General features: G+C 58.0%; 28 protein-coding genes and 1 pseudogene. 16 read left to right on the forward strand and 13 right to left on the reverse strand.

Going from position 1 to position 22,291, the window contains the following annotated elements; all coding sequences use genetic code 11:
* Nucleotides 1-174 precede the first annotated feature (174 nt).
* The 4 genes from E0F99_RS21315 (at nt 175) to pcp (ending at nt 3,158) form a co-directional block, all read left to right on the forward strand.
* Nucleotides 175-600, forward strand: a complete 426-nt coding sequence (locus E0F99_RS21315; RefSeq protein WP_083357741.1) for a GNAT family N-acetyltransferase — start codon at nt 175-177, stop codon at nt 598-600.
* Between the two features lie 242 nt (nt 601-842).
* Nucleotides 843-1,559 (forward strand): DUF969 domain-containing protein, encoded by a 717-nt coding sequence (locus tag E0F99_RS21320; protein ID WP_083357742.1) that lies wholly within the window; start codon nt 843-845, stop codon nt 1,557-1,559.
* Nucleotides 1,556-2,506, forward strand: a complete 951-nt coding sequence (locus tag E0F99_RS21325) for a DUF979 domain-containing protein (RefSeq protein ID WP_083357743.1) — start codon at nt 1,556-1,558, stop codon at nt 2,504-2,506. The genes E0F99_RS21320 and E0F99_RS21325 overlap by 4 nt, the downstream gene beginning before the upstream one ends.
* A gap of 7 nt (nt 2,507-2,513) precedes the next feature.
* Nucleotides 2,514-3,158 (forward strand): pyroglutamyl-peptidase I, encoded by a 645-nt coding sequence (pcp, locus tag E0F99_RS21330; protein WP_130908908.1) that lies wholly within the window; start codon nt 2,514-2,516, stop codon nt 3,156-3,158.
* A 24-nt stretch (nt 3,159-3,182) separates the two neighbouring features.
* On the opposite strand, the gene E0F99_RS21335 is transcribed toward pcp, so the two are convergent.
* The 4 genes from E0F99_RS21335 to E0F99_RS21350 form a co-directional block, all read right to left on the reverse strand.
* Nucleotides 3,183-4,583: a heavy metal sensor histidine kinase gene (locus E0F99_RS21335; RefSeq protein ID WP_083357745.1), complete on the reverse strand. Its 1,401-nt coding sequence runs from the start codon at nt 4,581-4,583 to the stop codon at nt 3,183-3,185.
* Complete coding sequence (locus E0F99_RS21340) at nt 4,580-5,251, reverse strand: heavy metal response regulator transcription factor (protein ID WP_083357746.1); 672 nt, start codon at nt 5,249-5,251, stop codon at nt 4,580-4,582. Before E0F99_RS21340 ends, E0F99_RS21335 begins: the two co-directional genes overlap by 4 nt.
* A 42-nt stretch (nt 5,252-5,293) precedes the next feature.
* Nucleotides 5,294-5,554, reverse strand: a complete 261-nt coding sequence (locus tag E0F99_RS21345) for a DUF2790 domain-containing protein (protein ID WP_083357747.1) — start codon at nt 5,552-5,554, stop codon at nt 5,294-5,296.
* Between the two features lie 145 nt (nt 5,555-5,699).
* Nucleotides 5,700-5,945 carry a hypothetical protein gene (locus tag E0F99_RS21350; RefSeq protein ID WP_232000144.1) on the reverse strand — a complete coding sequence of 82 codons (246 nt, stop codon included), beginning with the start codon at nt 5,943-5,945 and terminating at the stop codon, nt 5,700-5,702.
* Nucleotides 5,946-6,164: 219 nt separating this feature from the next.
* Between E0F99_RS21350 and E0F99_RS21355 the strand changes: the two genes are divergently transcribed.
* Nucleotides 6,165-6,839, forward strand: coding sequence for an HAD-IA family hydrolase (locus tag E0F99_RS21355; protein WP_083357748.1), 675 nt, complete (start codon nt 6,165-6,167; stop codon nt 6,837-6,839).
* Here the strand turns inward: E0F99_RS21355 and E0F99_RS30525 are convergent.
* From E0F99_RS30525 to csrA, 3 genes and pseudogenes are all read right to left on the reverse strand, one after another.
* Nucleotides 6,813-7,058: pseudogene (locus tag E0F99_RS30525) on the reverse strand (hypothetical protein); the annotation flags it as partial. The gene E0F99_RS21355 and the pseudogene E0F99_RS30525 sit on opposite strands and share 27 nt — an antisense overlap.
* A gap of 84 nt (nt 7,059-7,142) precedes the next feature.
* Nucleotides 7,143-7,415, reverse strand: a complete 273-nt coding sequence (locus tag E0F99_RS21365; protein ID WP_083357749.1) for a hypothetical protein — start codon at nt 7,413-7,415, stop codon at nt 7,143-7,145.
* 205 nt (nt 7,416-7,620) lie between these two features.
* Complete coding sequence (csrA, locus tag E0F99_RS21370) at nt 7,621-7,815, reverse strand: carbon storage regulator CsrA (RefSeq protein ID WP_003192511.1); 195 nt, start codon at nt 7,813-7,815, stop codon at nt 7,621-7,623.
* 247 nt (nt 7,816-8,062) lie between these two features.
* On the opposite strand from csrA, the gene E0F99_RS21375 reads away from it, so the two are divergent.
* Complete coding sequence (locus E0F99_RS21375) at nt 8,063-8,443, forward strand: penicillin-binding protein activator LpoB (protein WP_083357750.1); 381 nt, start codon at nt 8,063-8,065, stop codon at nt 8,441-8,443.
* A 31-nt stretch (nt 8,444-8,474) separates the two neighbouring features.
* Here E0F99_RS21375 and E0F99_RS21380 read toward each other — a convergent pair whose 3' ends face one another.
* From E0F99_RS21380 to E0F99_RS21390, 3 genes are all read right to left on the reverse strand, one after another.
* The gene (locus tag E0F99_RS21380; protein ID WP_083357751.1) at nt 8,475-9,164 is read right to left on the reverse strand and encodes an endonuclease; all 690 of its coding nucleotides are present in this window, start codon (nt 9,162-9,164) and stop codon (nt 8,475-8,477) included.
* A gap of 4 nt (nt 9,165-9,168) precedes the next feature.
* Nucleotides 9,169-9,420 carry a DUF1654 domain-containing protein gene (locus E0F99_RS21385; protein WP_083357752.1) on the reverse strand — a complete coding sequence of 84 codons (252 nt, stop codon included), beginning with the start codon at nt 9,418-9,420 and terminating at the stop codon, nt 9,169-9,171.
* A 189-nt stretch (nt 9,421-9,609) separates the two neighbouring features.
* Complete coding sequence (locus tag E0F99_RS21390) at nt 9,610-10,698, reverse strand: asparaginase (RefSeq protein WP_083357753.1); 1,089 nt, start codon at nt 10,696-10,698, stop codon at nt 9,610-9,612.
* A 493-nt stretch (nt 10,699-11,191) separates the two neighbouring features.
* On the opposite strand from E0F99_RS21390, the gene E0F99_RS21395 reads away from it, so the two are divergent.
* The 7 genes from E0F99_RS21395 to E0F99_RS21425 are packed head-to-tail and all read left to right on the forward strand — an operon-like array spanning nt 11,192 to nt 18,159.
* On the forward strand, nt 11,192-12,151 hold the full coding sequence (locus E0F99_RS21395) for a sugar ABC transporter substrate-binding protein (RefSeq protein ID WP_083357754.1): 960 nt from the start codon (nt 11,192-11,194) through the stop codon (nt 12,149-12,151).
* Between the two features lie 57 nt (nt 12,152-12,208).
* Entirely contained in the window at nt 12,209-13,762 is a 1,554-nt protein-coding gene (locus E0F99_RS21400) for a sugar ABC transporter ATP-binding protein (RefSeq protein ID WP_130908909.1), read from the forward strand.
* A complete protein-coding gene (locus E0F99_RS21405) occupies nt 13,759-14,736 on the forward strand; it encodes an ABC transporter permease (RefSeq protein ID WP_083357756.1) in 978 nt (325 codons plus the stop codon). Before E0F99_RS21400 ends, E0F99_RS21405 begins: the two co-directional genes overlap by 4 nt.
* Nucleotides 14,737-14,739: 3 nt before the next feature.
* Nucleotides 14,740-15,762, forward strand: coding sequence for a LacI family DNA-binding transcriptional regulator (locus E0F99_RS21410; RefSeq protein WP_083357757.1), 1,023 nt, complete (start codon nt 14,740-14,742; stop codon nt 15,760-15,762).
* A 23-nt stretch (nt 15,763-15,785) separates the two neighbouring features.
* A complete protein-coding gene (gene rbsK / locus E0F99_RS21415) occupies nt 15,786-16,703 on the forward strand; it encodes a ribokinase (RefSeq protein ID WP_083357758.1) in 918 nt (305 codons plus the stop codon).
* The gene (gene rbsD / locus E0F99_RS21420) at nt 16,700-17,104 is read left to right on the forward strand and encodes a D-ribose pyranase (protein WP_083357759.1); all 405 of its coding nucleotides are present in this window, start codon (nt 16,700-16,702) and stop codon (nt 17,102-17,104) included. The genes rbsK and rbsD overlap by 4 nt, the downstream gene beginning before the upstream one ends.
* Before the next feature lie 26 nt (nt 17,105-17,130).
* The gene (locus E0F99_RS21425) at nt 17,131-18,159 is read left to right on the forward strand and encodes a nucleoside hydrolase (protein ID WP_083357760.1); all 1,029 of its coding nucleotides are present in this window, start codon (nt 17,131-17,133) and stop codon (nt 18,157-18,159) included.
* 33 nt (nt 18,160-18,192) lie between these two features.
* On the opposite strand, the gene E0F99_RS21430 is transcribed toward E0F99_RS21425, so the two are convergent.
* On the reverse strand, nt 18,193-18,405 hold the full coding sequence (locus tag E0F99_RS21430) for a hypothetical protein (RefSeq protein WP_015884938.1): 213 nt from the start codon (nt 18,403-18,405) through the stop codon (nt 18,193-18,195).
* A gap of 172 nt (nt 18,406-18,577) precedes the next feature.
* Between E0F99_RS21430 and E0F99_RS21435 the strand changes: the two genes are divergently transcribed.
* The gene (locus E0F99_RS21435; RefSeq protein ID WP_083357761.1) at nt 18,578-18,886 is read left to right on the forward strand and encodes a hypothetical protein; all 309 of its coding nucleotides are present in this window, start codon (nt 18,578-18,580) and stop codon (nt 18,884-18,886) included.
* Between the two features lie 144 nt (nt 18,887-19,030).
* Nucleotides 19,031-19,348: an I78 family peptidase inhibitor gene (locus E0F99_RS21440; protein WP_083357762.1), complete on the forward strand. Its 318-nt coding sequence runs from the start codon at nt 19,031-19,033 to the stop codon at nt 19,346-19,348.
* Between the two features lie 74 nt (nt 19,349-19,422).
* On the opposite strand, the gene E0F99_RS21445 is transcribed toward E0F99_RS21440, so the two are convergent.
* Both E0F99_RS21445 and E0F99_RS21450 read right to left on the reverse strand, forming a co-directional pair.
* Nucleotides 19,423-19,635 carry a cold-shock protein gene (locus tag E0F99_RS21445; RefSeq protein WP_003234260.1) on the reverse strand — a complete coding sequence of 71 codons (213 nt, stop codon included), beginning with the start codon at nt 19,633-19,635 and terminating at the stop codon, nt 19,423-19,425.
* Between the two features lie 289 nt (nt 19,636-19,924).
* On the reverse strand, nt 19,925-20,239 hold the full coding sequence (locus tag E0F99_RS21450; protein ID WP_083357763.1) for a hypothetical protein: 315 nt from the start codon (nt 20,237-20,239) through the stop codon (nt 19,925-19,927).
* Nucleotides 20,240-20,607: 368 nt separating this feature from the next.
* On the opposite strand from E0F99_RS21450, the gene thrS reads away from it, so the two are divergent.
* Nucleotides 20,608-22,291: threonine--tRNA ligase (thrS, locus tag E0F99_RS21455; RefSeq protein WP_130908910.1), on the forward strand; the 1,684-nt coding region annotated here is incomplete at its 3' end.

Here is a 22,291-nt window from a genome sequence, read left to right on the forward strand (position 1 = left end):
CCCGAACGCCCACGCCCAAGCATTCAAATCGGGACTGCTGGGCAGGATGCTGTGGCTTTGGGCGCTGCGGCGTTGATGATTCGCGCGCAGATCTGCGCCGATTATGAAGCGCTGCTCAAGTCGCAGTGACTTGGTCATACTGGCGAGCGATTGAATTCAAACCAGGGGGGTACGATGGAATTGGTGATGGAAGTGTCGTTCGACGTAACGGCGCAGGAGCGTGAGGCCATCCTCAAACCGCTGAGGGCGTATAACCTCAGCCATACCGGCGAAATGCCGTTCGAAACCGTAGGAATTTTACTGCGCGACCCTGCTTCGCAAGAGGTGGTGGGTGGCCTTTACGGGAAGATTTCCTATGGCTGGCTGTTTGTAGAGCTTCTGAGCATCCCCGATCAGATGCGTACCCAAGGCACCGGTACGCGTTTGATGTGCGCCGCTGAAGACCTGGCCCGTGAGCGGGGATGTGTTGGTATTTGGCTGGATACGTTCAGCTTCCAGGCGCCGGGTTTTTATCAAAAACTGGGCTTTAGTGAGTTTGGTCATATTGCCGATTACCCGAGGGGGCATCAGCGGTACTTTTTCCAAAAACGCCTGGCTTGAATCCCCGCACGGCGCCAGATTAACTGGCGCCAATCACCCACAAAATTTATTGGTTTGCAGCTACAATTTTTCTTGTTGGACACCTCCCGCCCCCAAGCAGCAAAGTTGCCGCCACTGACGCTCGACCTTCCAGGTCAACAATAAAAAACCGCGCCGGGCTGCACGCTACTTTCATGCTGTGAACCCTTTGTTCACATCCTGCTGTAATGGCGCCGCAGCGCGCATTCAAGGACCCCACCGTCATGCAAACTGTTGTGAACCTATGGCCGTTGATCGGCGTACTTGTCATCGTGGTTGGCTTCGTCTTGCGCTTCAATCCTCTGTTGGTGGTCACCGCCGCCGCCATCGCCACCGGGCTTGCTGCGAACTTTCCGTTGGAAAAAATCCTCGCCAGCATGGGTGAAGGTTTCCTTCAGACCCGTGCCCTGCAACTGATCCTGTTATTGCCCCTGGCGGTCATTGGCCTGCTGGAGCGCCATGGCCTGCGCTTGCATGCACAGAACTGGATTGCGCGCTTTGAGCGCGCCACGGTCGGGCGTTTGTTGATCATCTACCTGTTTGTGCGCGAGTCCACGGCAGCCATGGGGCTGACCAGCCTAGGCGGCCACCCGCAAATGGTACGGCCGCTGCTGGCGCCGATGGCCGAAGGGGCGGCGGAAAAACGCTACGGCAAGCTGCCGGACAAGCTACGTCATAAAGTGTTGGCTATGTGTGCGGCGACCGATAACGTCGGGCTGTTTTTCGGTGAGGACATCTTTGTCGCCTTTGGTGCGATTGCCTTGATGCACACCTTCCTATTGGGCTCGGGCATCGATGTGGAGCCATTGCACATCGCGGTGTGGGGCATCCCGACAGCGATCTGTGCGTTTATCATCCATGCGATTCGCCTGCATCGCTTTGATCGAAGACTTACCCGCGAGATGACACCCGTCGCCGCGCCCGTGGAGGTCGCGCGATGATCATCTCTATCCAATACCTGTACTGGCTAGCCGGCATTCTGTTGCTGATCACCGCAGGCATGATCCTTTTTGACCGAACCCACCCCAAGCGTTGGTCCACCGCACTTTTTTGGCTGCTGTTTGCTATTCCGTTCCTGATAGGCGAACGCCTGCCGTCGGTGGTCATCGGCGCCGGTGTGGTGATGATGGCACTGATTGCGGGCCTCGGAGGCGTCGGCCGTGGCAAGCATGCCGAACTGCATGAAAAGGCGTCCCGCGCGAGTGCCGGTCGTCTGGGCCATAAGCTGTTTATCCCGGCGTTGGCCATTCCCCTGACGACTGTGATTGGTTCAGTCCTGCTAAAACACACCGAAATCGGTGGCGTGCCGCTGCTGGACCCGAAAAACACCACCTTTGTATCATTGGGTATCGGCTGCTTGATCGCTCTCGGCCTGGCATGTTGGCTGACCCGTGATACGCCGGTGCAAGCCTTGCGCGAATCCCGGCGCCTGACTGAGGCCCTGGGCTGGGCCATGGTGCTGCCGCAGATGCTGGCAATGCTCGGGCTGTTGTTCAATGAGGCGGGTGTCGGTACGGCCGTCGCTCATGTCACAACCACCTACATCAACCTGGATTTCAAGTTGGTGGCGGTGATGGTCTATGTGCTGGGCATGGCCCTGTTCACCGTGATCATGGGTAACGGTTTTGCGGCTTTCCCGGTGATGACCGGCGGTGTCGGTGTACCGGTGCTGGTGGGCATTTACGGCGGTAACCCGGCGGTGATGGCGGCGATCGGCATGTTCTCCGGCTATTGCGGTACGTTGATGACGCCGATGGCTGCCAACTTCAATATCGTCCCTGCGGCACTGCTGGAGTTGCCGGACAAGAACGCGGTCATCAAGGCCCAGCTGCCGACGGCGTTGATGATGCTGGTGGTCAATATTGTTCTGCTCTATCTGTTGATGTGAGGCCAAAATGCAAACGGTGTTGCTGACGGGCTTCGAGCCCTTTGACCACGACCTGATCAACCCGTCCTGGGAGGCTGCACGCCAGTTGGATGGCGTGCAACTGGGTGGCGAAGTACACATTGTTGCGCGTCGACTGCCCTGTGCGTTTGCCACGGCAGGGGAGTGCCTGGCCCAGTTGATCGCCGAACTGCGCCCGGTGATGGTGATCGCCACGGGGCTCGGGCCTGGGCGTAGTGATATCTCGATTGAGCGGGTGGCGATCAACGTGAACGATGCACGCATCCCCGACAACCTGGGTGAGCAACCTATCGACACGGCGGTGGTGGACGGTGGGCCGGCCGCGTACTTCAGCACGTTACCCATTAAGGCCATGGTCAAGGCAGTGCGCGAGGCCGGGATTGCGGCGTCGGTCTCGCAGACGGCGGGCACGTTCGTGTGTAATCAGGTGTTTTACCTGCTGCAGCATGCGCTCGCCGGTACGGCTATACGCAGTGGTTTTATCCACGTGCCGCTCAGCAAGCCGGAACACGTGGCTACTTCGGTGCAGTCGTGGATGGCGGCGCAGACGTTGGTTGAAGGGTTACGGGTTGCGGTACAAGCGGCCTGGGAGACGCAGGTGGATATCGCGCAAACCGGTGGGCAGGTCAGCTGACCTGCCGAATTCCGGTCGAGCCTTTCAGGCTTCCCGCCTCGGGAAAAACAACTCAAAACACGTCACCCCCGCCTCACTGGTAACGCTGTAGCGACCGCCATGCAACTGCATGATGGTCGCAACAATCGATAGCCCTAGCCCGTTTGACTGGCTCGAACGTTCCCGTGACTCGTCTACCCGATAGAACCGCTCAAACAGCCTGGGCAGGTGTTCGGCGGGAATGGTTTCACCGCGGTTGCTAACGCTCAGGCTGATGCCTTCTGCATCGGGCGTCGCTTTAATCAGCAGCTCCGAACTCGGCGCGCCGTACTTGATGGCGTTGGCACACAGATTTGCCAGCGCCCGGCGCAGCAGCATCGGCTCGGCCCAGATCACGCCTTCGCCCTGCGCGAGAATGCTGATATCCACATCGTTCGCCAACCCTTCGAAGTAGTCAGCCATGCGCTCCACTTCATCCGCCGCACTCAGCTCCTGGCGCTGGCGCAGGGCGCTGGCCGGGTCGGTGCGGGCGAGGAACAACATGTTGTCGAGCATTCTCGCCAGGCGTTCGAGCTCTTCAACATTGGAGGCGAGCAACTGCTGGTAGTTTTCGATGCTGCGGTTTTGTTGCAAGGCCACCTGGGTTTCGCCCAGCAGGTTGTTGATCGGCGTGCGCAGTTCGTGAGCCATGTCGGTGGACACCTGGCCCAGTTGCACAAAGCCCTTGGCCAGCCGCTCTAGCATGGTGTTGAACGAGTCGATCATCGGTAACAGCTCTTTCGGCGTACCGTGGCTGCCGAGGCGTTCAGCCAGGTTGGCGATGCCGATGCCTTGGGCGTGCTTGGCCAGGCGCCGCAACGGCAGCAGGCCACGGTGCACCAGCAGGTAGCCGACCAAGGCGAGAATGATCGACGCGATGCAGGCCAGCACAAACACACTCAGACGATAGCTGGCGAGCATGGCTGTGCGCTCGGTCATCAAACGCCCGGTGGTGACTTGCAGGCTGCCCAGGTCGCCGGAGTCGATGGACGCGGCCACGGTGGCGAAGGGCACGCCGTTCACGCCAGGTAAATGGTGCACATCAGAGAAGCCCAGCGCGTGGTCTTTTGGCACGGGCGTGACGTTCGGTATTTCAATGTTGCCTGGGTTGACCAGCAGCAATGGCTTCTGCCCTGGCGCGGCGATGCTCAGCACCGACTCGCTGTTGCCCAGCATGTTCTGGAACAGCTCCGGCTTGGTCTTGATCAGCTCGAGAGTGTTGCTGTCGTTGAGCAAGTTGCGCAATTGATCGGCGCGATAGATCAGTGCGCCATCGTCACGCTTGATCAGTTCGCGCTCAAGTTCGCGGTACAGCGCTACACCCAACGTGGCCAGTAGGGCGAAGGCGAGCAAGGCGAAGATCAGCGCCAGGCGCAGGGTCAGTGAGTAGTGCCGGCGATTGTTCATGGCAGGGTATCGAAGCGGTAGCCAATGCCGCGCACGCTATGGATCAGCTTGAGCTGGAACGGGTCGTCGATCTTCAGGCGCAGGCGCCGTACGGCGACGTCGACTACATTGGTGTCGCTGTCGAAGTTCATGTCCCATACCCGTGAGGCGATCATCGAGCGTGACAACACTTGATCCTGATGGGTAGCGAACAGGTGCAGCAGGGCGAATTCTTTATTGGTCAGGGTGATGCGCGTACCGGCGCGCGTGACGCGGCGTTTGAGCACGTCGATTTGCAGGTCGGCGATGTGCAGCTGTTCTTCTTCGCGGCTCGAGCCGCGGCGGGTCAGGGTGCGCAAGCGCGCGACCAGTTCGGCGAAGGAGAACGGTTTGATCAGGTAATCATCGGCGCCCAATTCCAGGCCCTTGATGCGGTCGGCGATGTCGTCGCGGGCAGTGAGGAACAACACCGGCGTGTCGGCTTCTTTGCGCAGGCGGCGCAGCACTTCCCAACCGTCCATTTTCGGCATCATCACATCCAGCACAATGACGTCGAAGGGCGTTTCCAGCGCCTGGTGCAAGCCGTCCACGCCATCTCGGGCGAGGCTCACGGAGTAACCCAGTTCCTGCAGGCCGTTGAGCAGATAATTGCCGGCCTTGGGTTCGTCTTCGACTACGAGGATATTCATGGGAAGTGCTCTGGCTCTGTGCGTGGCGCAAGTGTAGCCCGATCAATTGTCACTGGCGCAACCGGTGCCCTGCACCTGGTAGTCCAGCACATGTTCGCGGCCCTGATGGTCGAGGTAGTCAAGGCGGGCGGGAACGATGCCGCACTGGCCGTAGGTGTCGGTGGTCGACAGGACTTTGTCGACATCCAGGTGCACGAAGAAACCGGTCTTGTCGTGTATCACGTTTTTGGCAGGCGTGGTGTCGGCGGCAAACGCGGAACCGGTGGCAAGTAAAGCGGAAAAACCCAAGATAAACAGTTTCATGGCAGTAGCTCTCTTTAAAGGTTGGCTGCCGAGTCTTGGCAGCGAGTTCACAGTAATCAGGCGCCCCCAACAGCCAGCCAACAGGATCATGACAAGTTCTTAATGAAGGACTTAAGGCTGGCGACCGGACGCTTCGAGGATCAGGTCAGTGGTTTCCTTGGCGTGGGACACCAGTGACCGAGATCAGCGGGTTCTGTACGGAGGTGACGTGCAGGCCGGCGGCCTGGAGCCGGGTGATCACTTCCGACCCGCTCGAATCGTCAGCCCAAGCGCCGTCTACCAGCACTCCGTTGTTGGCTTTGACCGGCGCGACGGTGCCAGCCATCGCGGTGCCGGTACCCAGCACCAACAGGCTGGCGGCGATCAGGCAGAGTTTGCTAGCAGGCTTCATTGGGTGGACCCTTTTCATCGGTGGGAAGTGGCGTCAACCGGTGTGGGTGACTGGCGACTCCACTGTATGAAGTGAGGGTGCTGACAAGACTTACAGCTTGATTACAAGGTTGTAATGCAGAGGCGTGGGTGTCCGTGCGCAGCGTTTACAAGTGTGAGGGCGACCCGTAGATTGCATCGGAGGTCAGCATTAGTTACCGATTAAAAGGAAAGCCAAGCAGTGTCCATCCCAGGTCCAGCCGTATTTACTCAACGCTACCGCGCCTTTCTATTCGATATGGATGGGACTTTGCTCAACTCCATCGCCGCCGCCGAGCGGGTGTGGAGTCTCTGGGCTGAACGCCACGGCTTGGATGTGGCGGTCTTGCTGAGCACCATCCATGGCGCCCGCGCCATCGACACCATCACCCGCCAAGCGCTCCCCGACGTTGACCCGCAGGTTGAAGCGCAGTGGATTACCGACGCTGAGTTGAATGATGTCGAGGGTGTTGTTGCGATTCCCGGTGCCATTGAGTTCTTAAACCGGTTGCCCGGCGATCAGTGGGCGTTAGTGACCTCTGCACCCAAGGAGCTGGCGCTGCGTCGGTTGCAAGCAGCAGGTATTTCGCCGCCGGCGGTGCTGGTCACCGCCGAGGATGTCGCCAATGGCAAGCCGGACCCTGCCTGTTATGTACTTGGCGCGCAGCGTCTAGGTGTTTGCGTGCAAGACTGCCTGGTGTTCGAGGATGCGACGGTAGGGATTCGAGCGGGGGAGGCGGCGGGCGCCGCTGTGGTGGTGGTGACCTCGACGCACTTGACGCCGATGGTCACGGCACATGCTTGTATCGATGGGTATGAGCAGTTGAGCGTCCAGCAGGGTGGTGACGGCCTGCTGCGCTTGCAGAGCCTGGCGTGACATCGCCATTTTCTGGAGGATCTCATTGGCAGCCGGGCAATCGCTTCGGCGTCGCGATGGTGGGCGCGTACGATTCCGGTAATCGCGAAATGGTCGGTTTCCGGACCACTCAGAATGGCTAAAAAGGGTGTCGTCAGCGTGCTAAGTACACGCGATCTTGTCGCTGGGCAGGCGTGCTGACAGTGCGGATTTAATTTGCAAGTGGCAGAGGCTATCCATCTGCTTTAAGGCCTTTCACTGATCGTGCAAGCCCAAGCTTAGATCTTACTGCGAGGCTGTAAGTACCAGCGATCTGATAGCTTGTTACCGGCCATTAACCTGCGTTTTTTGGCGGGGCCGGTGATGGGCTCGTTGGCTCATTTTGCGTTGAATAGTCACCTGTATCGGCTTCAGGCAGAACATAAACAGGTAACCGCACAGGAGTAACACCAAGTCCAGCCAAGAAGGGGCATCGATGGCATCTGCGCCTTCAACTTTATACCTCAAGCCATATTCCACGCCTGCAAAGGCTAGCCCGACCAGCAGGGCGATCATCCAGGAATGGGTGACAAAGTGTTGCATCGAGGTGCGCCTCATCGACGTACTCCTGAGTGCGCTCAGATGTCAGCAGAATGGGTCAGGGGATTTGGCTGCGCCGCACGTGACAAGTTCCAAGTGTAAAGATAGTTTCATCTTGCACTGAAGATGAGGAAGGGCCGCTATGGACGCAAAAAACGCGAACAGCCGAAAGGGTCTTCGCCAGCCGTTACAGTGAACGAAAGGGCTGGCTACTGAGGGCGGTTCAAGGCGTCTGGTTTTTGTCCGGAGCGGTCAGGCCGGCCTGGATACGCTGGTAAATCTCCTCGCGATGCACGGCAACGTCCTTGGGTGCGTTGATGCCGATTCGTACTTGCTGGCCGCTAACGCCCAGGATGGTGATCGTAATGTCATCACCGATGTTTATGCTTTCACCGACTTTGCGGGTGAGTATAAGCATGGACTTCTCCTTGATTACTTTTAAGGACACATGTTTCAGACAGGGCAGGTGTCGGATGTGTGTAGCTTACTGCTAAGCGCTTCCCTGTGACTGCCTCTTTTAGGACGCATAGAGGCGACATTAATTCCCATGGCGGCATCATACAGGTCTGCGATACATCATTCGCATTGTTTAAGCCAACGTTTATGACGGCCAGAATAGACAGTGAATGATAAAGTTGCCTCTTTATCCTTTAAGGAGCAGGGCAGTGCGTAAAGTAGCGATGGCAATGGCGGTGTTGGCATTAGCCGGTTGCGGTGAAGGCAAATCTGTCGAAGCGCCCAAGGCCAAGCCTGCCGTGGCCGAAAGCCAGGCACAAACCGGGGCGATTGCCGCTCAGGAATGGGACGTGTGGGTCGGGCCGCCGGATCACAAGCTGCAGGCGATCACTGACCTGACCGCCTGGTTGCTGGAGCATGGTTTCAATTTCTACATCGTGAAGGAAGACGGCAAGGACCAGGTATTGCTGGGGCCGTTCGCCAGCAAGGCCGAAGCCGAAGCCAAGCAGACGTTATTGACTGAAAAACTGGCACGCGCCAAGAAAAACGACACCGAGTCGCAGGTCATCGAGCATAAGACTGCACAGTAACCGGCAGGTTGGGCGGGAGTCCCGCCCACCTTCAGCCGCAGGCCTTCAGATTCACCGGGCCAACAAATTCGTTACCACGCCCCATCACACACGCTACGGTCTGGTTGCGCTGGCGCTCCCAGGCTTGTACCGGGTAGGTCTTGTTCCAGGCTTCATACAGTTGGCGGTCCTGTTTTGACAGGCGCAGGCCGTACTGTTTGCTCATATAGAAATACGTCCGGGCGATCATCCCGCGAATCGACGGGCGTGGCATGACCTTCTTGGCCTTGAAATCCACTTGGGTCAGGCATGAGCCGTACTGCCCACGTTGAACCGGCAACCACCCAAAGCTGAAGTTATTACGGTCGCCATTGACCTCGCCGATGCTCGGTACCAGGTTATGCAAATCCGCTTCGGCGCGCTTGAACACCTCATCGTGGCGCGTACAGTTTTTGCGTCCGCCGGTCTGCCAGCATTGGCGCTGATGCCCGATCTGCCAGGCAGGAACAATGTGTTCCCATTCGATGCGTGCGGCACGATTGGCATTTTTGCGTGGGATGTAACCGCAGGCTTTCAAGTTCACCCGGTTCCCGGTGTATTTGCAGCCGCAGTAAAATTCCGTGGATTGTGGGGCGTATAGCGTCCAGGCGATTTTCTTGGCTTCGCTGAAGGTTCGAGGCGCTTGGGCGTGAGCGGTAATGGTAAAAAACAGACAAAAAAAAGCAGTAAAGCGAGCACTCATTGACTCATTCTTCCTTCGGTACAACCCAGAAAATTTGCACGCCGCCGTCGTCCCGATAGGCGAGGGTGACGTTATCGTTTTCCGCAATTTCTTCCAGTAAGCGTGCCCATTCTTCCTCCGGCTCTTGCGGCAAGCGGAAGATCAAAGCTGCCTTGGTTTTCTGGGCGTTAGTTGAATTGATGATTTTTTGCACGCGAACGGCTAGGCGTTGGTAGGCATCAGGTGGAGTTGGCGCTGCGCAAGAAGACTTTGCCACGGAGCATTCCTTAGTTTGCTGTATGCGCATACAGTATTTAACTGTAAACAATTTCGCAACTGCTTAAAGCTCAAAGGTAGGCATGTGACGGCGATTTCGCGGGCTTGGTATTGGCGGGGTGTTGTAGCGAGGGGGCTTGAAACGAAGTAGAGGCGGGTTAACCCGCCTCTACCAGGGTGTTGCCAGGAATCAATATTCCCAGAACATCCGTTGCAGCTCTTTGCTGTCCTGAGTCTTGGTCAGAGCAACCATCGCCAGGATCCGCGCTTTCTGCGGATTCAGGTCATGGGCAGCCACCCAATCGTATTTGTCATCAGGCTGTTCGGCATTACGCAGCACGAAACCGCCAGCATTCACGTGGGAAGAACGAATGATCTGCACGCCTTGCTTGCGCAGCTCCTGCAGGGCAGGCACAACCTTTGAAGACACCGAACCGTTGCCGGTACCGGCATAGATGATGGCTTTGGCGCCGGCTTGGGCCAGGGCCTTAACGGCGGTGTCACTCACGTTGCCGTAACCGTAAGCGATTTCCACGTCCGGCAGGCTCTTGATGGTCTTGATGTCGAATTCCGAATCCATGGTGTGGCGCTTGGCAGGCAGGCGGAACCAGTAGGATTTACCTTCAACCACCATGCCCAGCGGGCCCCATGGGCTCTTGAACGCCTCGGTCTTGATGTTGATCATCTTGCTGACGTCGCGACCCGATTGGATCTCGTCGTTCATGGTCACCAGCACGCCCTTGCCGCGTGCATCTTTGCTGCCGGCCACGGCCACGGCGTTGTACAGGTTGAGCATGCCGTCCGCTGACATGGCGGTGCCTGGACGCATAGAGCCGACCACCACGATTGGCTTGTCGGTTTTTTCCACCAGGTTAAGGAAGTAGGCGGTTTCTTCCAGGGTGTCGGTGCCGTGGGTGATCACGATGCCGTCCACGTCCTTGCTGTCGGCCAGTTCGGCAACACGGCGACCCAGTTGCAGCAGGTTTTCGTTGTTGATGCTTTCGGAAGCAATTTGCATCACTTGCTCGCCGCGCACATTGGCGATCTGGCTAAGCTCAGGAACACCGGCAATCAATTGCTCGATGCCGACTTTGGCCGCCTGGTAGGTGGCGCTGTTGGCAGCGCTGGCGCCAGCACCGGCAATGGTGCCGCCGGTGGCGAGAATCACCACGTTGGACAGTTTGGTCTTGGTTTCAACGTCCTTTGCCTGGGCGGCAACGGGGAACAGCAGCAGGAGGGCGAGGGCGCCCGGAGCAAAGGTCTTCAGTGCAGATTTCATTATTTTTCTCTCTGGTTTTTGATGAGTGCGGTAGCAGGTTCATCTAGAACACCCGGGCGGTTCTGAACGCCGCGAGGTGCTGAGAAAGAGCAGGATTTGTACCAAGCTGATTGTGTCTTTGGTTATAAATTAACATGTTGATTTATAACAACTTATGTTGAGTTTCAAGATTGCTCGGCAGGCTTGCTGTCCGGCTTTCCGAACGGCGAGGCCGTATCGCGTTCGGTTGTCCGAAAACGTTGATGAATTATCGACGGGATGTGTACGACAAGGTGTCACTGCCTGTCGTTTTAGAGCGCGACAGGCGGAGGGCGATGTTTAACCGCATTATCGGTATGCCGTAAAGGCAGGGGTCATAGGGCCCGGATGAAAGACGTATTTCCCCCGTTGACAAATCTCGACAAGGTTCTCATAGTTTGGATAACGCAAACGTTTGCGAGATGTATCACGGTGCAAGCGTTGCTCACAATAATCATAAGATCGGAGTGAACCCATGAAGCTGCCATTTGCTGGACGTCTTCTTGCTGTCGCTGTGCTTGCTGCCGCATCCGCTGCGCTACCTCTTTCCTCTGCCTTTGCTGATGACGCCGCCGCCAAACCCAAGGTCGGCCTGGTGATGAAATCCCTCGCCAATGAATTCTTTGTCACCATGCAAGAGGGCGCAAAGTCTTATCAGAAAGAACACGCCGCCGACTTTGACATGATCACCAACGGTATCAAGAACGAAACCGATACCAGTGCGCAGATCGATATCGTCAACCAGATGATCCTTGCCAAAGTCAACGCCATCGTCATTGCCCCTGCCGATTCCAAGGCACTGGTTACTGTGCTGAAGAAAGCCTCCGATGCCGGCATCAAGGTCGTCAACATCGACAATCGTCTGGATCCGGACGTACTGAAAAGCAAACACCTCGACATCCCGTTCGTAGGCCCGGACAACCGCAAAGGCTCCAAGCTGGTGGGTGACTACCTGGCCAAGCAACTGGCTGCGGGCGACAAAGTCGGCATCATCGAAGGTGTACCGACCACCACCAACGCCCAGCAGCGCACCGCAGGCTACAAAGATGCGATGGATGCGGCCGGCATGAAAATCGTCTCCACCCAATCGGGTAACTGGGAAATTGACCAGGGCCAGAAAGTCGCCTCCGCCATGTTGAGCGAATACCCGGACCTTAAGGCGCTGTTGGCCGGTAACGACAACATGGCGCTGGGCGCTGTCTCTGCCGTACGTGCGGCAGGCAAGGCTGGCAAAGTACTGGTTGTGGGCTACGACAACATCGAAGCCATCAGGCCGATGCTGCAGGACGGCCGCGTCTTGGCGACCGCCGACCAGGCTGCTGCCCAGCAAGCTGTGTTCGGTATCCAGAATGCGCTCAAGTTGGTCAAAGGTGAAAAAGTCGATGCCAAAGACGGCGTGATCGAAACCCCCGTCGAACTCGTCCTCAAGAAGTAATTCTGGCAGTACCCAACAGCGTCCGCTCGTTCTGAGCGGGCGCCTGGAGATTTTCCTATGTCATCTTCCGCCCCGAACGCTGTCCTCTCGGTCAGCGGTATCGGCAAGACCTATGCCCAACCGGTTCTATCCGACATCACCCTGACGCTCAACCGTGGGGAAGTGTTGGCGCTGACCGGGGAGAACGGCGCAGGTAAAAGCACGTTGTCGAAGATTATCGGCGGGCTGGTCACGTCGACCACCGGGCACATGCAGTTCAACGGTCAGGATTACCGCCCCGGCAGCCGTACCCAGGCTGAAGAGCTGGGTGTGCGCATGGTCATGCAGGAACTCAACCTGCTGCCGACGCGGACCGTGGCTGAAAACCTGTTCCTGGATAACCTGCCCAGCACGTGTGGCTGGATCAGCCGCAAACAACTGCGCAACGCCGCGATCGAAGCCATGGCCCACGTCGGCCTGGATGCGATCGACCCGGACACCCTGGTTGGCACCTTGGGCATTGGCCATCAACAAATGGTCGAAATCGCGCGCAACCTGATCGGCGACTGCCATGTGCTGATCCTCGACGAACCCACGGCCATGCTCACCGCCCGTGAAGTTGAGATGCTGTTTGAACAAATCACTCGCCTGCAGGCTCGGGGCGTGGCGATCATTTATATTTCACACCGGCTCGAAGAGCTGGCCCGTGTCGCCCAGCGCATTGCGGTATTGCGTGACGGCAAGCTGGTCTGCGTCGAGCCGATGGCCAACTACAACAGTGAGCAACTGGTCACCTTGATGGTCGGCCGCGAGCTGGGTGAAAAAATCGACCTTGGTCCGCGTACCATCGGGGGCCCCGCCTTGACCGTAAAAGGGTTGACCCGCTCGGACAAAGTCCGCGACGTGTCCTTTGAAGTGCGCGCCGGTGAGATCTACGGTATCTCGGGCCTGATCGGCGCTGGCCGTACCGAACTGTTGCGCCTGATCTTCGGCGCAGACCTGGCGGACAGCGGCACCGTCGCCTTGGGCTCGCCGGCCAAGTTGGTCAGCATACGTTCCCCGGTCGATGCAGTCGGTCATGGCATCGCCCTGATTACCGAAGATCGCAAGGGCGAAGGCCTGCTGCTGACTCAGTCGATCAGCGCCAATATTGCCTTGGGCAACATGCCGGAAATCTCCGGTGGTGGTGTGTTAAATAGCCGCGACGAAACCGCCTTGGCCAAGCGCCAGATCGATGCCATGCGCATCCGCAGTTCGAGCCCGGCGCAGTTGGTGTCCGAACTGTCGGGCGGCAACCAACAGAAAGTCGTGATTGGCCGTTGGCTGGAGCGCGACTGTGCAGTGATGCTCTTTGATGAGCCGACCCGCGGCATCGACGTCGGCGCCAAGTTCGACATTTATGCGTTGCTCGGCGAATTGACGCGCCAGGGCAAAGCGCTGGTGGTGGTGTCCAGCGATCTGCGGGAGCTGATGCTGATCTGCGACCGCATCGGCGTGCTGTCCGCCGGGCGCCTGATCGAGACCTTCGAGCGCGACAGCTGGACCCAAGACGAATTGCTCGCCGCCGCCTTTGCCGGCTACCAAAAACGTGACGCGCTGCTGAACGACGCAGTGCTTAGGGATACCCCATGAAAACCACAAAATCCCCCGGTAAAACCGGCGGTAACTTCTACGGCCTGGGCACTTATCTCGGGCTGGCGGGTGCCTTGCTGGCGATGATTGCGCTGTTCTCGGTGTTGAGCGATCACTTCCTGTCCTATGACACCTTCAGCACCCTGGCCAACCAGATCCCGGACCTGATGGTGCTGGCGGTGGGCATGACCTTTATCCTGATCATCGGTGGCATCGACCTGTCGGTAGGCTCGGTGCTGGCATTGGCCGCGTCGGCGGTCAGCGTGGCGATTCTCGGCTGGGGCTGGAGCGTTCTGCCGGCAGCGCTGCTCGGCATGGGCTGCGCCGCATTGGCTGGCACCATCACCGGTTCGATCACCGTGGCCTGGCGCATTCCGTCGTTTATCGTGTCCCTTGGTGTGCTGGAAATGGCGCGTGGTGTGGCCTACCAGATGACCGGCTCGCGCACCGCCTATATCGGTGACTCGTATGCCTGGCTGTCGAACCCGGTTGCTTTCGGCATTTCACCGTCGTTTATCATCGCCCTGGTGGTGATCATCGTCGCTCAGTTGGTGTTGACGCGCACGGTGTTTGGTCGCTACCTGATCGGTATCGGCACCAACGAAGAAGCCGTGCGCCTGGCCGGGATCAATCCAAAGCCCTACAAAATTTTGGTGTTCAGCCTGATGGGCCTGTTGGCCGGTGTGGCGGCGCTGTTCCAGATCTCGCGCCTGGAAGCGGCGGACCCGAATGCCGGCTCTGGCCTGGAACTTCAGGTGATCGCGGCCGTGGTGATCGGCGGCACCAGCCTGATGGGCGGGCGCGGCTCCGTCATCAGTACCTTCTTCGGTGTGTTGATTATTTCGGTATTGGCCGCAGGTCTAGCGCAGATCGGTGCTACGGAGCCCACCAAACGCATCATCACCGGTGCTGTGATCGTGATTGCCGTGGTTCTCGACACCTACCGCAGCCAGCGCGCCAGTCGGCGGGGCTAAATCATGGCAACGATCAAGGATGTGGCAGCGCTTGCAGGTATTTCCTACACCACGGTGTCACATGTGGTGAACAAGACGCGGCCCGTCAGCGAGCCCGTGCGGATCAAGGTCGAAGCGGCAATCAAGCAGCTCGACTACGTGCCAAGTGCGGTCGCGCGTTCGCTCAAGGCCAAGACCACTGCCACCATCGGCCTGCTGGTGCCCAACAGCCTCAATCCGTATTTTGCGGAATTGGCCCGGGGGATCGAGGATTACTGCGAGCGAAATGGCTATTGCGTGATCCTCTGCAACTCCGACGACAACGCTGAAAAGCAGCGCAGCTACTTGCGCGTATTGCTGGAGAAGCGCATCGACGGCTTGATCGTGACCTCAGTGGGCGGCGACGACAGCGGCCTTGCTGCTGGCTTGAGCGCGGTACGCACGCCGATGGTGATTGTCGACCGTGCGCTGGACGGCATTGATGTCGACTTGGTGCGCATCGACCACGAGGAGGGCGCCTACCTGGCGACCCGGCACTTGCTTGAGCTCGGTCATCGAGATATCGCCTGCATTGGTGGCCCGGGCCATACCCGCGTGGCGCAAATGCGTCTGGCGGGGTACCACCGCGCGCTGCGTGAGGCAGGTGTGGAAGTGGTGGCCAATCGCACCCAGGAAAGTGACTTCACCAGCATCGGCGGTTACGCCGCAGCGGTACAATTGTTGTCGGAAAACCCGCCCAGCGCTATTTTCGCCAGCAACGACATGATTGGTTTCGGTGTGTTGCGTGCTGCAGCAGAGCGCAATATTCGCGTGCCTGGCGAGCTGTCGGTGATTGGTTTTGATGATATTCAAATGGGCCGTTACGTGTACCCGGCGTTGACCACGGTCGGGCAGTCGATTGTGCAATTGGGCGAGACGGCCGCCGAGCTTTTACTGCGACGAATCGCAACCCCCCAACTGCCGATCGATCAACGCATCGTGACGCCGAGTATTGTTTTGCGTGAGTCGACGGCGCCGTTTGCCGGTGTGTTCGCCCAATACCGCTGAACCGAATTGATGAGTATTGATGTATGCCCGCAAAAGTAGTGGTAATAGGCAGCTTGAACATGGACCTGGTCACCCGTGCCAGTCGCTTGCCGCGCGCAGGTGAAACCCTGATCGGCCAGACGTTTTCCACCGTCCCTGGCGGTAAAGGCGCCAACCAGGCCGTGGCTTCGGCGCGTCTTGGGGCTGATGTGGCGATGATCGGTTGCGTCGGCACTGACGCCTACGGTACTCAGTTGCGCGATGCGCTGCTGGTGGAAGGCGTCGATTGCCAGGCGGTGAGCACGGTGGAAGGTTCCAGCGGCGTGGCATTGATTGTGGTGGATGACAGTAGCCAGAACGCGATTGTGATCGTGGCTGGCAGCAACGGTGAGTTGACGCCTGCCTCGTTGCAGGCAGCTGACGCGGTGCTACAGGCCGCCGATGTCATCGTCTGTCAGCTTGAAACACCGATGGGTACCGTAGGCCATGGTCTCAAGCGCGGTCGTGAGCTGGGCAAAACAGTGATCCTGAACCCCGCGCCAGCCAGTGGCCCCTTGCCAGCTGAGTGGTACGCCTCGATCGACTATCTGATTCCCAACGAAAGCGAAGCCACCGCATTGAGTGGCGTGACGGTCGACTCCCTGGACAGTGCCAAGGTTGCGGCGACGCAGTTGATCAAGGCGGGCGCAGGCAAAGTCATTATCACCCTCGGTGCCCAGGGTGCGTTGTTTGCTGATGGCCAAGGCTTTGAGCACTTGGTGGCGCCCAAGGTCAAGGCAGTGGATACCACGGCTGCCGGCGACACCTTTGTCGGTGGCTTTGCCGCAGCGCTCGCCAATGGCAAAAGCGAAGCCGAGGCCATCCGCTTTGGACAGCTCGCCGCTGCGTTGTCCGTGACTCGCGCCGGTGCGCAACCCTCTATTCCTACGCTGCACGACGTTCAAGGTTTTGTGCCCTCATGAAAAAGACACCTCTGCTCAATATTGCTCTGTCACGCGTGATCGCATCTCTGGGGCATGGCGACATTTTGGTGATTGGCGACGCTGGCCTGCCGGTGCCGCCGGGTGTCGAGTTGATTGACCTGGCGCTGACCCAGGGCATTCCTGATTTCATCAGCACCCTGCGCATCGTGCTGAGCGAAATGCAGGTCGAAAGCCACGTGTTGGCCGAAGAAATCCTACTCAAGCAACCGCCTGCGCTCACTGAGCTTAACGGCCTGACCGAACAGGCCGCCCTCGGCGAGCGCCGCCTGGTTAGTCATGAAGAATTCAAGCAATTGAGCCGCAAGGCCCGCGCCGTGGTGCGTACGGGCGAGTGCCAGCCTTATTGCAATATCGCGCTGGTTTCCGGCGTAACCTTCTAGAGTTTCCCTACGACAAGGAGTGTTTCATGCAACGTGGTCTTCCAACCCTGAAAAACCTGTTTCGGAGTGTCCTGCTTTTGTCCGCGCTCACAGCAGCCAGCGCCCACGCGGCGGAAAAAATCGACCTGATCATCGACACCGACCCGGGTGCCGATGATGTGGTGGCCTTGCTGTTTGCAATGGCCTCCCCTCAAGAACTGAATATTCGTGCACTGACCACCGTCGCCGGTAACGTGCGCCTCGACAAAACCTCTCGCAACGCGCGCCTGGCTCGCGAGTGGGCGGGGCGCGAGGACATTCCGGTGTATGCCGGTTCGCCAAAGCCGCTGCTGCGCACGCCGATCTACGCCGAGAATATTCACGGTAAGGAAGGTATCTCCGGCGTTACCGTGCACGAGCCGAAAAAAGGCCTGGCCGAAGGTAATGCCGTTGACTACCTGATCAAGACCCTCAGCACTGCCAAGCCCCATAGCATCACTATCGCCATGCTTGGCCCGCAGACCAACCTGGCTTTGGCGCTGACCCAGGCCCCGGAAATCACCCAGGGCATCAAGGAAGTGGTGGTGATGGGCGGAGCGCACTTCAACGGCGGCAACATCACGCCGGTGGCTGAGTTCAATCTGTTTGCAGACCCGATGGCTGCCGAGATCGTGCTCAAGAGTGGCGTCAAGCTGACCTACCTGCCACTGGATGTGACCCACAAGGTGCTGACCAGTGATGCGCGCTTGAAGCAGATCGCCGACATTAAAAACAACGCCAGCAAAGTTGTCGGCGATATTCTCAACGAGTACGTCAAAGGCGATATGGAGCACTACGGCATTCCTGGCGGGCCGGTGCACGACGCCACCGTTATTGCCTACCTGCTCAAGCCTGAACTGTTCAGCGGCCGTGAAGTTAACGTGGTGGTGGACAGCCGTGAAGGTCCGACCTTCGGCCAGACCATCGTCGATTGGTACGACGGCTTGAAACAACCGAAGAACGCGTTCTGGGTTGAGAACGGCGATGCCCAAGGCTTCTTCGATCTGCTGACCGAGCGCCTGGCACGTCTGAAGTAATGAGTTCGCCGGTCGGCGTTCGCTGGCCGGTTCTTATTCGCGCTCGGGGTTGTGAGCGCCCATGTGATCGGCTGGGTATTTCTCGAATATCTGGCCGATGAACGCTTGGGCGGCCTGAGTGCCGAGCTCTTTGACCAACAGGTCTATGCCAATGATTGCCAACTCCTCCGGGCTACCGGGGCTGTAGGAACTTTGTCCTTGGGGCCACTTGGCTTTGATGTCGGCTTGGAGGGTAACAGTGGTCATGGGTGTCTCGCGGGGTTGAAAATACTGGGCAGTGCGCTAAAACGCGGTTCTTACCGTGGCAGTTAACCATTTTTGGATCGCGTTTGGCACTGCTACTTAGGCATGAGGTGCTTCGGAATGAGGCGGACGCTGTGCGACACTGTGTTCCTATTCAATTGCCGGGGAACACCAGGTGCAAATCGATTTGAACAACCCCGATAACCTGACGCTGGAGGCTGTTCGTGAGCTGCTCGCCAGTGCCAGCGACGACGAACATACCCAGTTGCGGGTGACTAAGGCCGGAATTGCATATATTTCTTCCGGGAAGGCCGTAGGTGGTGTCGATATTAACGGCCTGTTGTTTCGTCTGGAGACCTGGGCCAAAGGTTCGGGCTACGTCGGTAACGTTGCAGCCAGCGATGAAGTCTGGGTCATGCAAATTTTCAACGCGCTCGAGCAAAACTGGCCAACCCCGCCGTTCGACTACATCGACATCTACTGACTGCATTCATATCTAGTGACGATTGACTGGGCGAATGCTTGTCCTGAGTCAGGCAGACTTGCCTGCGGGCGATTTACGTCTTGAAACCAATCCGCCGGATCGCTGTCGCACGATCTCTGTCCATTTTTTATCATAGGAGGCTTCATGCCTTGGAAGCTAGCATCATTCGGTACTTTGTTGGCAGCACTCGCGTTGGCGGGTTGCAGCACCCCGGGTACCTCTGAGCCAGCCAAAGACGCCGTGGCCGATCTCGGTCATAGCCGCTGTGAGGCGAAGGCCGCCGAGTTTGCGATCGGTCAGAAGGCCTCGCCCCAATTGCTGGACCAGGCACGTACCCGCGCGGGCGCGCAGAACGCGCGGATCCTCAAACCCAACGACATGATCACGCTGGAATACCGCTCCGACCGCCTGAACCTGAACACCGACGACAACCTGGTGATCACGCGGATCAACTGCGGCTGATAACGCCGGGGCTTTTGTAGTGCGCATAAAAAACCCCGTCACATGGACGGGGTTTTTTTTAGCTCAGCGGAGAATTACTCGCCGCGAACCTGTGCAGCTTGCATACCCTTTTGGCCTTTCTCAGCCACGAAGGAAACGGTTTGGCCTTCTTTCAGGCTTTTGAAACCGTCGCTTTCGATAGCTTTGAAGTGTACGAACAGGTCGTCACCGCCACCTTGAGGAGTGATGAAGCCGAAGCCTTTTTCATCGTTGAACCATTTAACGGTGCCGGTTTGGCGATTAGACATGGTGTATCTCCAAGAAACATATATTTTCAGTAGTGCTGTGCTGCTCAGGCCAACTGGGCACACAGGGCTATCATAGTCGAAATGTTCGGCTTGGGAGCCCCCCCAAGGCATTGTTTGCTAATCAATAGCGTTGCGTTTAGTGCTTTGGCCGGCTGAAAGCCCCGATCTACGGGGCTTTGGCGCGAAATATCAGCTGTTAAAAAAAGCCGTAAAAGCTGCGTAATTTGTGAGAAATGGCAGTTTTCAGACTGTTTTTCCAGCAAAACGGCCGTCTGATCAGTGGTCGGTCTTACTTTTTCTTCGCGACTTTGCAGGACGAAATGGCCGCGACCGCTTTGTTTTTAAGCTCCGGGCTGGCGTTCTGGTTGGTCATGAGCTCTTTGATTTCGGCAGTGCTCAATTCAGCGTTGATCTTGTCAGCGCCACATTCGCAATGGTCTTTGGCGGTTTTGGCGTCTACGTTCTGGCTGGCAGCTGCGCTGCAGTCTTTGACGAAGCTGTCACGTGCGCCCGCTGGCCAGTTCGACGGGGCTGCAGCTTGCGCGCCGAGGGAAAGAACGGTCAGGGAAGCGGCGAGAGCGAGGGATGAGGTGAAACGCATCATGTGGATGCTCCTTTGGGTCGAGGACGAACGGCGATTCTCGGTGTGTTTGAGGCATGGCGTACAGCTCAAGTTCACTTTTGCAGCTATAAAGCCTGGAATTTGTCTTTACACAAGATAGCGTCGGCGCGATGACCGTTCATCTGTGCTAGCATCTTGCGCTTGGCTAAATCCGGGCGTGCCAATTGCCGCCTTGCCATGTTTCTTTTTAGCTCACTCCAGTCACTCTGGTTCGATTATCGGTTGGCCTAAAGGCTCCTGCCGCTGTAAGGCAGGCGTTCAGCAATGAGCGGCCTGGTGTTGGATCTTGTACTGGCTCATCCCAACCCACGTGACCTTTGGTAGGGGTCACCACTAGGAGAGGAGGCGCCATGCCAACTATTACTCTTCCCGACGGCAGTCAACGTTCATTCGATCATTCGGTTTCAGTCGCCGAGGTCGCCGCATCCATTGGTGCAGGCCTGGCCAAGGCCACCGTGGCCGGCAAGGTCGACGGCAAGCTGGTTGATGCCAGCGACCTGATCACCTCAGACGCCAGCCTGCAAATCATCACGCCCAAGGATCAAGAGGGGCTCGAGATTATTCGCCACTCTTGTGCTCACCTGATTGGCCATGCGGTTAAGCAGCTGTACCCGACCGCGAAAATGGTCATCGGCCCGGTTATCGACGAAGGCTTTTATTACGATATCGCCTACGAGCGTCCTTTCACCCCGGACGACCTGGCTGCAATCGAGCAGCGCATGCACGCGCTGATCGAAAAAGATTACGACGTCATCAAGAAAGTCACGCCGCGCGCCGAAGTGATCGATGTGTTCACTGCTCGTGGTGAAGACTACAAGCTGCGTCTGGTGGAAGACATGCCGGACGAACAGGCCATGGGCCTGTATTACCACGAAGAATACGTCGACATGTGCCGCGGTCCGCACGTGCCGAACACGCGCTTCCTCAAGTCGTTCAAACTGACCAAGCTGTCGGGTGCCTACTGGCGCGGCGACGCGAAAAACGAGCAGTTGCAGCGGATCTACGGCACTGCGTGGGCTGACAAAAAGCAGTTGGCCGCCTATATCCAGCGTATCGAAGAAGCCGAAAAACGCGACCACCGCAAGATCGGCAAGCGCCTGAACCTGTTTCACCTCCAGGAAGAAGCGCCGGGCATGGTGTTCTGGCATCCGAACGGCTGGACTCTGTACCAGGTGCTAGAGCAGTACATGCGCAAGGTTCAGCGCGACAACGGCTACCTGGAGATCAAGACTCCGCAAGTCGTTGACCGCAGCCTGTGGGAGAAATCCGGGCACTGGGCCAACTACGCCGACAACATGTTCACCACCCAGTCGGAAAACCGCGACTACGCCATCAAGCCGATGAACTGCCCGTGCCACGTACAGGTGTTCAACCAGGGCCTGAAGAGCTATCGCGAGTTGCCGATGCGCCTTGCCGAATTCGGTGCGTGCCACCGTAACGAGCCATCGGGTGCGCTGCACGGCATCATGCGTGTGCGTGGCTTCACTCAGGATGACGCCCACATCTTCTGCACCGAAGAGCAGATGCAGGCTGAGTCCGCAGCGTTCATCAAGCTGACCATGGACGTTTATCGCGATTTCGGCTTCACTGAAGTCGAAATGAAGCTGTCCACTCGTCCGGAAAAACGTGTCGGTTCAGACGAGCTGTGGGATCGCGCCGAAGCTGCACTGGCCGCCGCCCTAGACAGCGCGGGCCTCGCGTACGATCTGCAGCCGGGTGAGGGCGCCTTCTACGGTCCTAAAATCGAGTTCTCGCTGAAAGATTGTCTTGGTCGTGTCTGGCAATGTGGTACTTTGCAGCTCGATTTTAACCTGCCGATCCGTTTGGGAGCCGAATACGTCTCCGAAGACAACAGCCGAAAACACCCGGTTATGTTGCACCGGGCGATCCTCGGTTCGTTCGAACGGTTTGTCGGTATCCTGATCGAGCACTACGAGGGTGCATTCCCTGCGTGGCTTGCTCCGACCCAGGCAGTGATCATGAACATCACTGATAAACAGGCAGATTTTGCGGCTGAAGTTGAAAAAACTCTCA

It is taken from the genome of Pseudomonas antarctica (assembly GCF_900624995.1).
Classification (GTDB): domain Bacteria; phylum Pseudomonadota; class Gammaproteobacteria; order Pseudomonadales; family Pseudomonadaceae; genus Aquipseudomonas; species Aquipseudomonas antarctica.

What these genes read in the sequence shown, in the direction of transcription:
- E0F99_RS21315 (WP_083357741.1), top strand. Translation starts at nt 175, where the DNA reads ATGGAATTGGTGATGGAAGTGTCGTTCGACGTAACGGCGCAGGAGCGT.
- E0F99_RS21320 (WP_083357742.1), top strand. Translation starts at nt 843, where the DNA reads ATGCAAACTGTTGTGAACCTATGGCCGTTGATCGGCGTACTTGTCATC.
- E0F99_RS21325 (WP_083357743.1), top strand. Translation starts at nt 1,556, where the DNA reads ATGATCATCTCTATCCAATACCTGTACTGGCTAGCCGGCATTCTGTTG.
- pcp (WP_130908908.1), top strand. Translation starts at nt 2,514, where the DNA reads ATGCAAACGGTGTTGCTGACGGGCTTCGAGCCCTTTGACCACGACCTG.
- E0F99_RS21335 (WP_083357745.1), bottom strand. Translation starts at nt 4,583, where the DNA reads ATGAACAATCGCCGGCACTACTCACTGACCCTGCGCCTGGCGCTGATC.
- E0F99_RS21340 (WP_083357746.1), bottom strand. Translation starts at nt 5,251, where the DNA reads ATGAATATCCTCGTAGTCGAAGACGAACCCAAGGCCGGCAATTATCTG.
- E0F99_RS21345 (WP_083357747.1), bottom strand. Translation starts at nt 5,554, where the DNA reads ATGAAACTGTTTATCTTGGGTTTTTCCGCTTTACTTGCCACCGGTTCC.
- E0F99_RS21350 (WP_232000144.1), bottom strand. Translation starts at nt 5,945, where the DNA reads ATGAAGCCTGCTAGCAAACTCTGCCTGATCGCCGCCAGCCTGTTGGTG.
- E0F99_RS21365 (WP_083357749.1), bottom strand. Translation starts at nt 7,415, where the DNA reads ATGAGGCGCACCTCGATGCAACACTTTGTCACCCATTCCTGGATGATC.
- csrA (WP_003192511.1), bottom strand. Translation starts at nt 7,815, where the DNA reads ATGCTTATACTCACCCGCAAAGTCGGTGAAAGCATAAACATCGGTGAT.
- E0F99_RS21380 (WP_083357751.1), bottom strand. Translation starts at nt 9,164, where the DNA reads ATGAGTGCTCGCTTTACTGCTTTTTTTTGTCTGTTTTTTACCATTACC.
- E0F99_RS21390 (WP_083357753.1), bottom strand. Translation starts at nt 10,698, where the DNA reads ATGAAATCTGCACTGAAGACCTTTGCTCCGGGCGCCCTCGCCCTCCTG.
- E0F99_RS21395 (WP_083357754.1), top strand. Translation starts at nt 11,192, where the DNA reads ATGAAGCTGCCATTTGCTGGACGTCTTCTTGCTGTCGCTGTGCTTGCT.
- E0F99_RS21400 (WP_130908909.1), top strand. Translation starts at nt 12,209, where the DNA reads ATGTCATCTTCCGCCCCGAACGCTGTCCTCTCGGTCAGCGGTATCGGC.
- E0F99_RS21405 (WP_083357756.1), top strand. Translation starts at nt 13,759, where the DNA reads ATGAAAACCACAAAATCCCCCGGTAAAACCGGCGGTAACTTCTACGGC.
- E0F99_RS21410 (WP_083357757.1), top strand. Translation starts at nt 14,740, where the DNA reads ATGGCAACGATCAAGGATGTGGCAGCGCTTGCAGGTATTTCCTACACC.
- rbsK (WP_083357758.1), top strand. Translation starts at nt 15,786, where the DNA reads ATGCCCGCAAAAGTAGTGGTAATAGGCAGCTTGAACATGGACCTGGTC.
- rbsD (WP_083357759.1), top strand. Translation starts at nt 16,700, where the DNA reads ATGAAAAAGACACCTCTGCTCAATATTGCTCTGTCACGCGTGATCGCA.
- E0F99_RS21425 (WP_083357760.1), top strand. Translation starts at nt 17,131, where the DNA reads ATGCAACGTGGTCTTCCAACCCTGAAAAACCTGTTTCGGAGTGTCCTG.
- E0F99_RS21430 (WP_015884938.1), bottom strand. Translation starts at nt 18,405, where the DNA reads ATGACCACTGTTACCCTCCAAGCCGACATCAAAGCCAAGTGGCCCCAA.
- E0F99_RS21440 (WP_083357762.1), top strand. Translation starts at nt 19,031, where the DNA reads ATGCCTTGGAAGCTAGCATCATTCGGTACTTTGTTGGCAGCACTCGCG.
- E0F99_RS21445 (WP_003234260.1), bottom strand. Translation starts at nt 19,635, where the DNA reads ATGTCTAATCGCCAAACCGGCACCGTTAAATGGTTCAACGATGAAAAA.
- E0F99_RS21450 (WP_083357763.1), bottom strand. Translation starts at nt 20,239, where the DNA reads ATGATGCGTTTCACCTCATCCCTCGCTCTCGCCGCTTCCCTGACCGTT.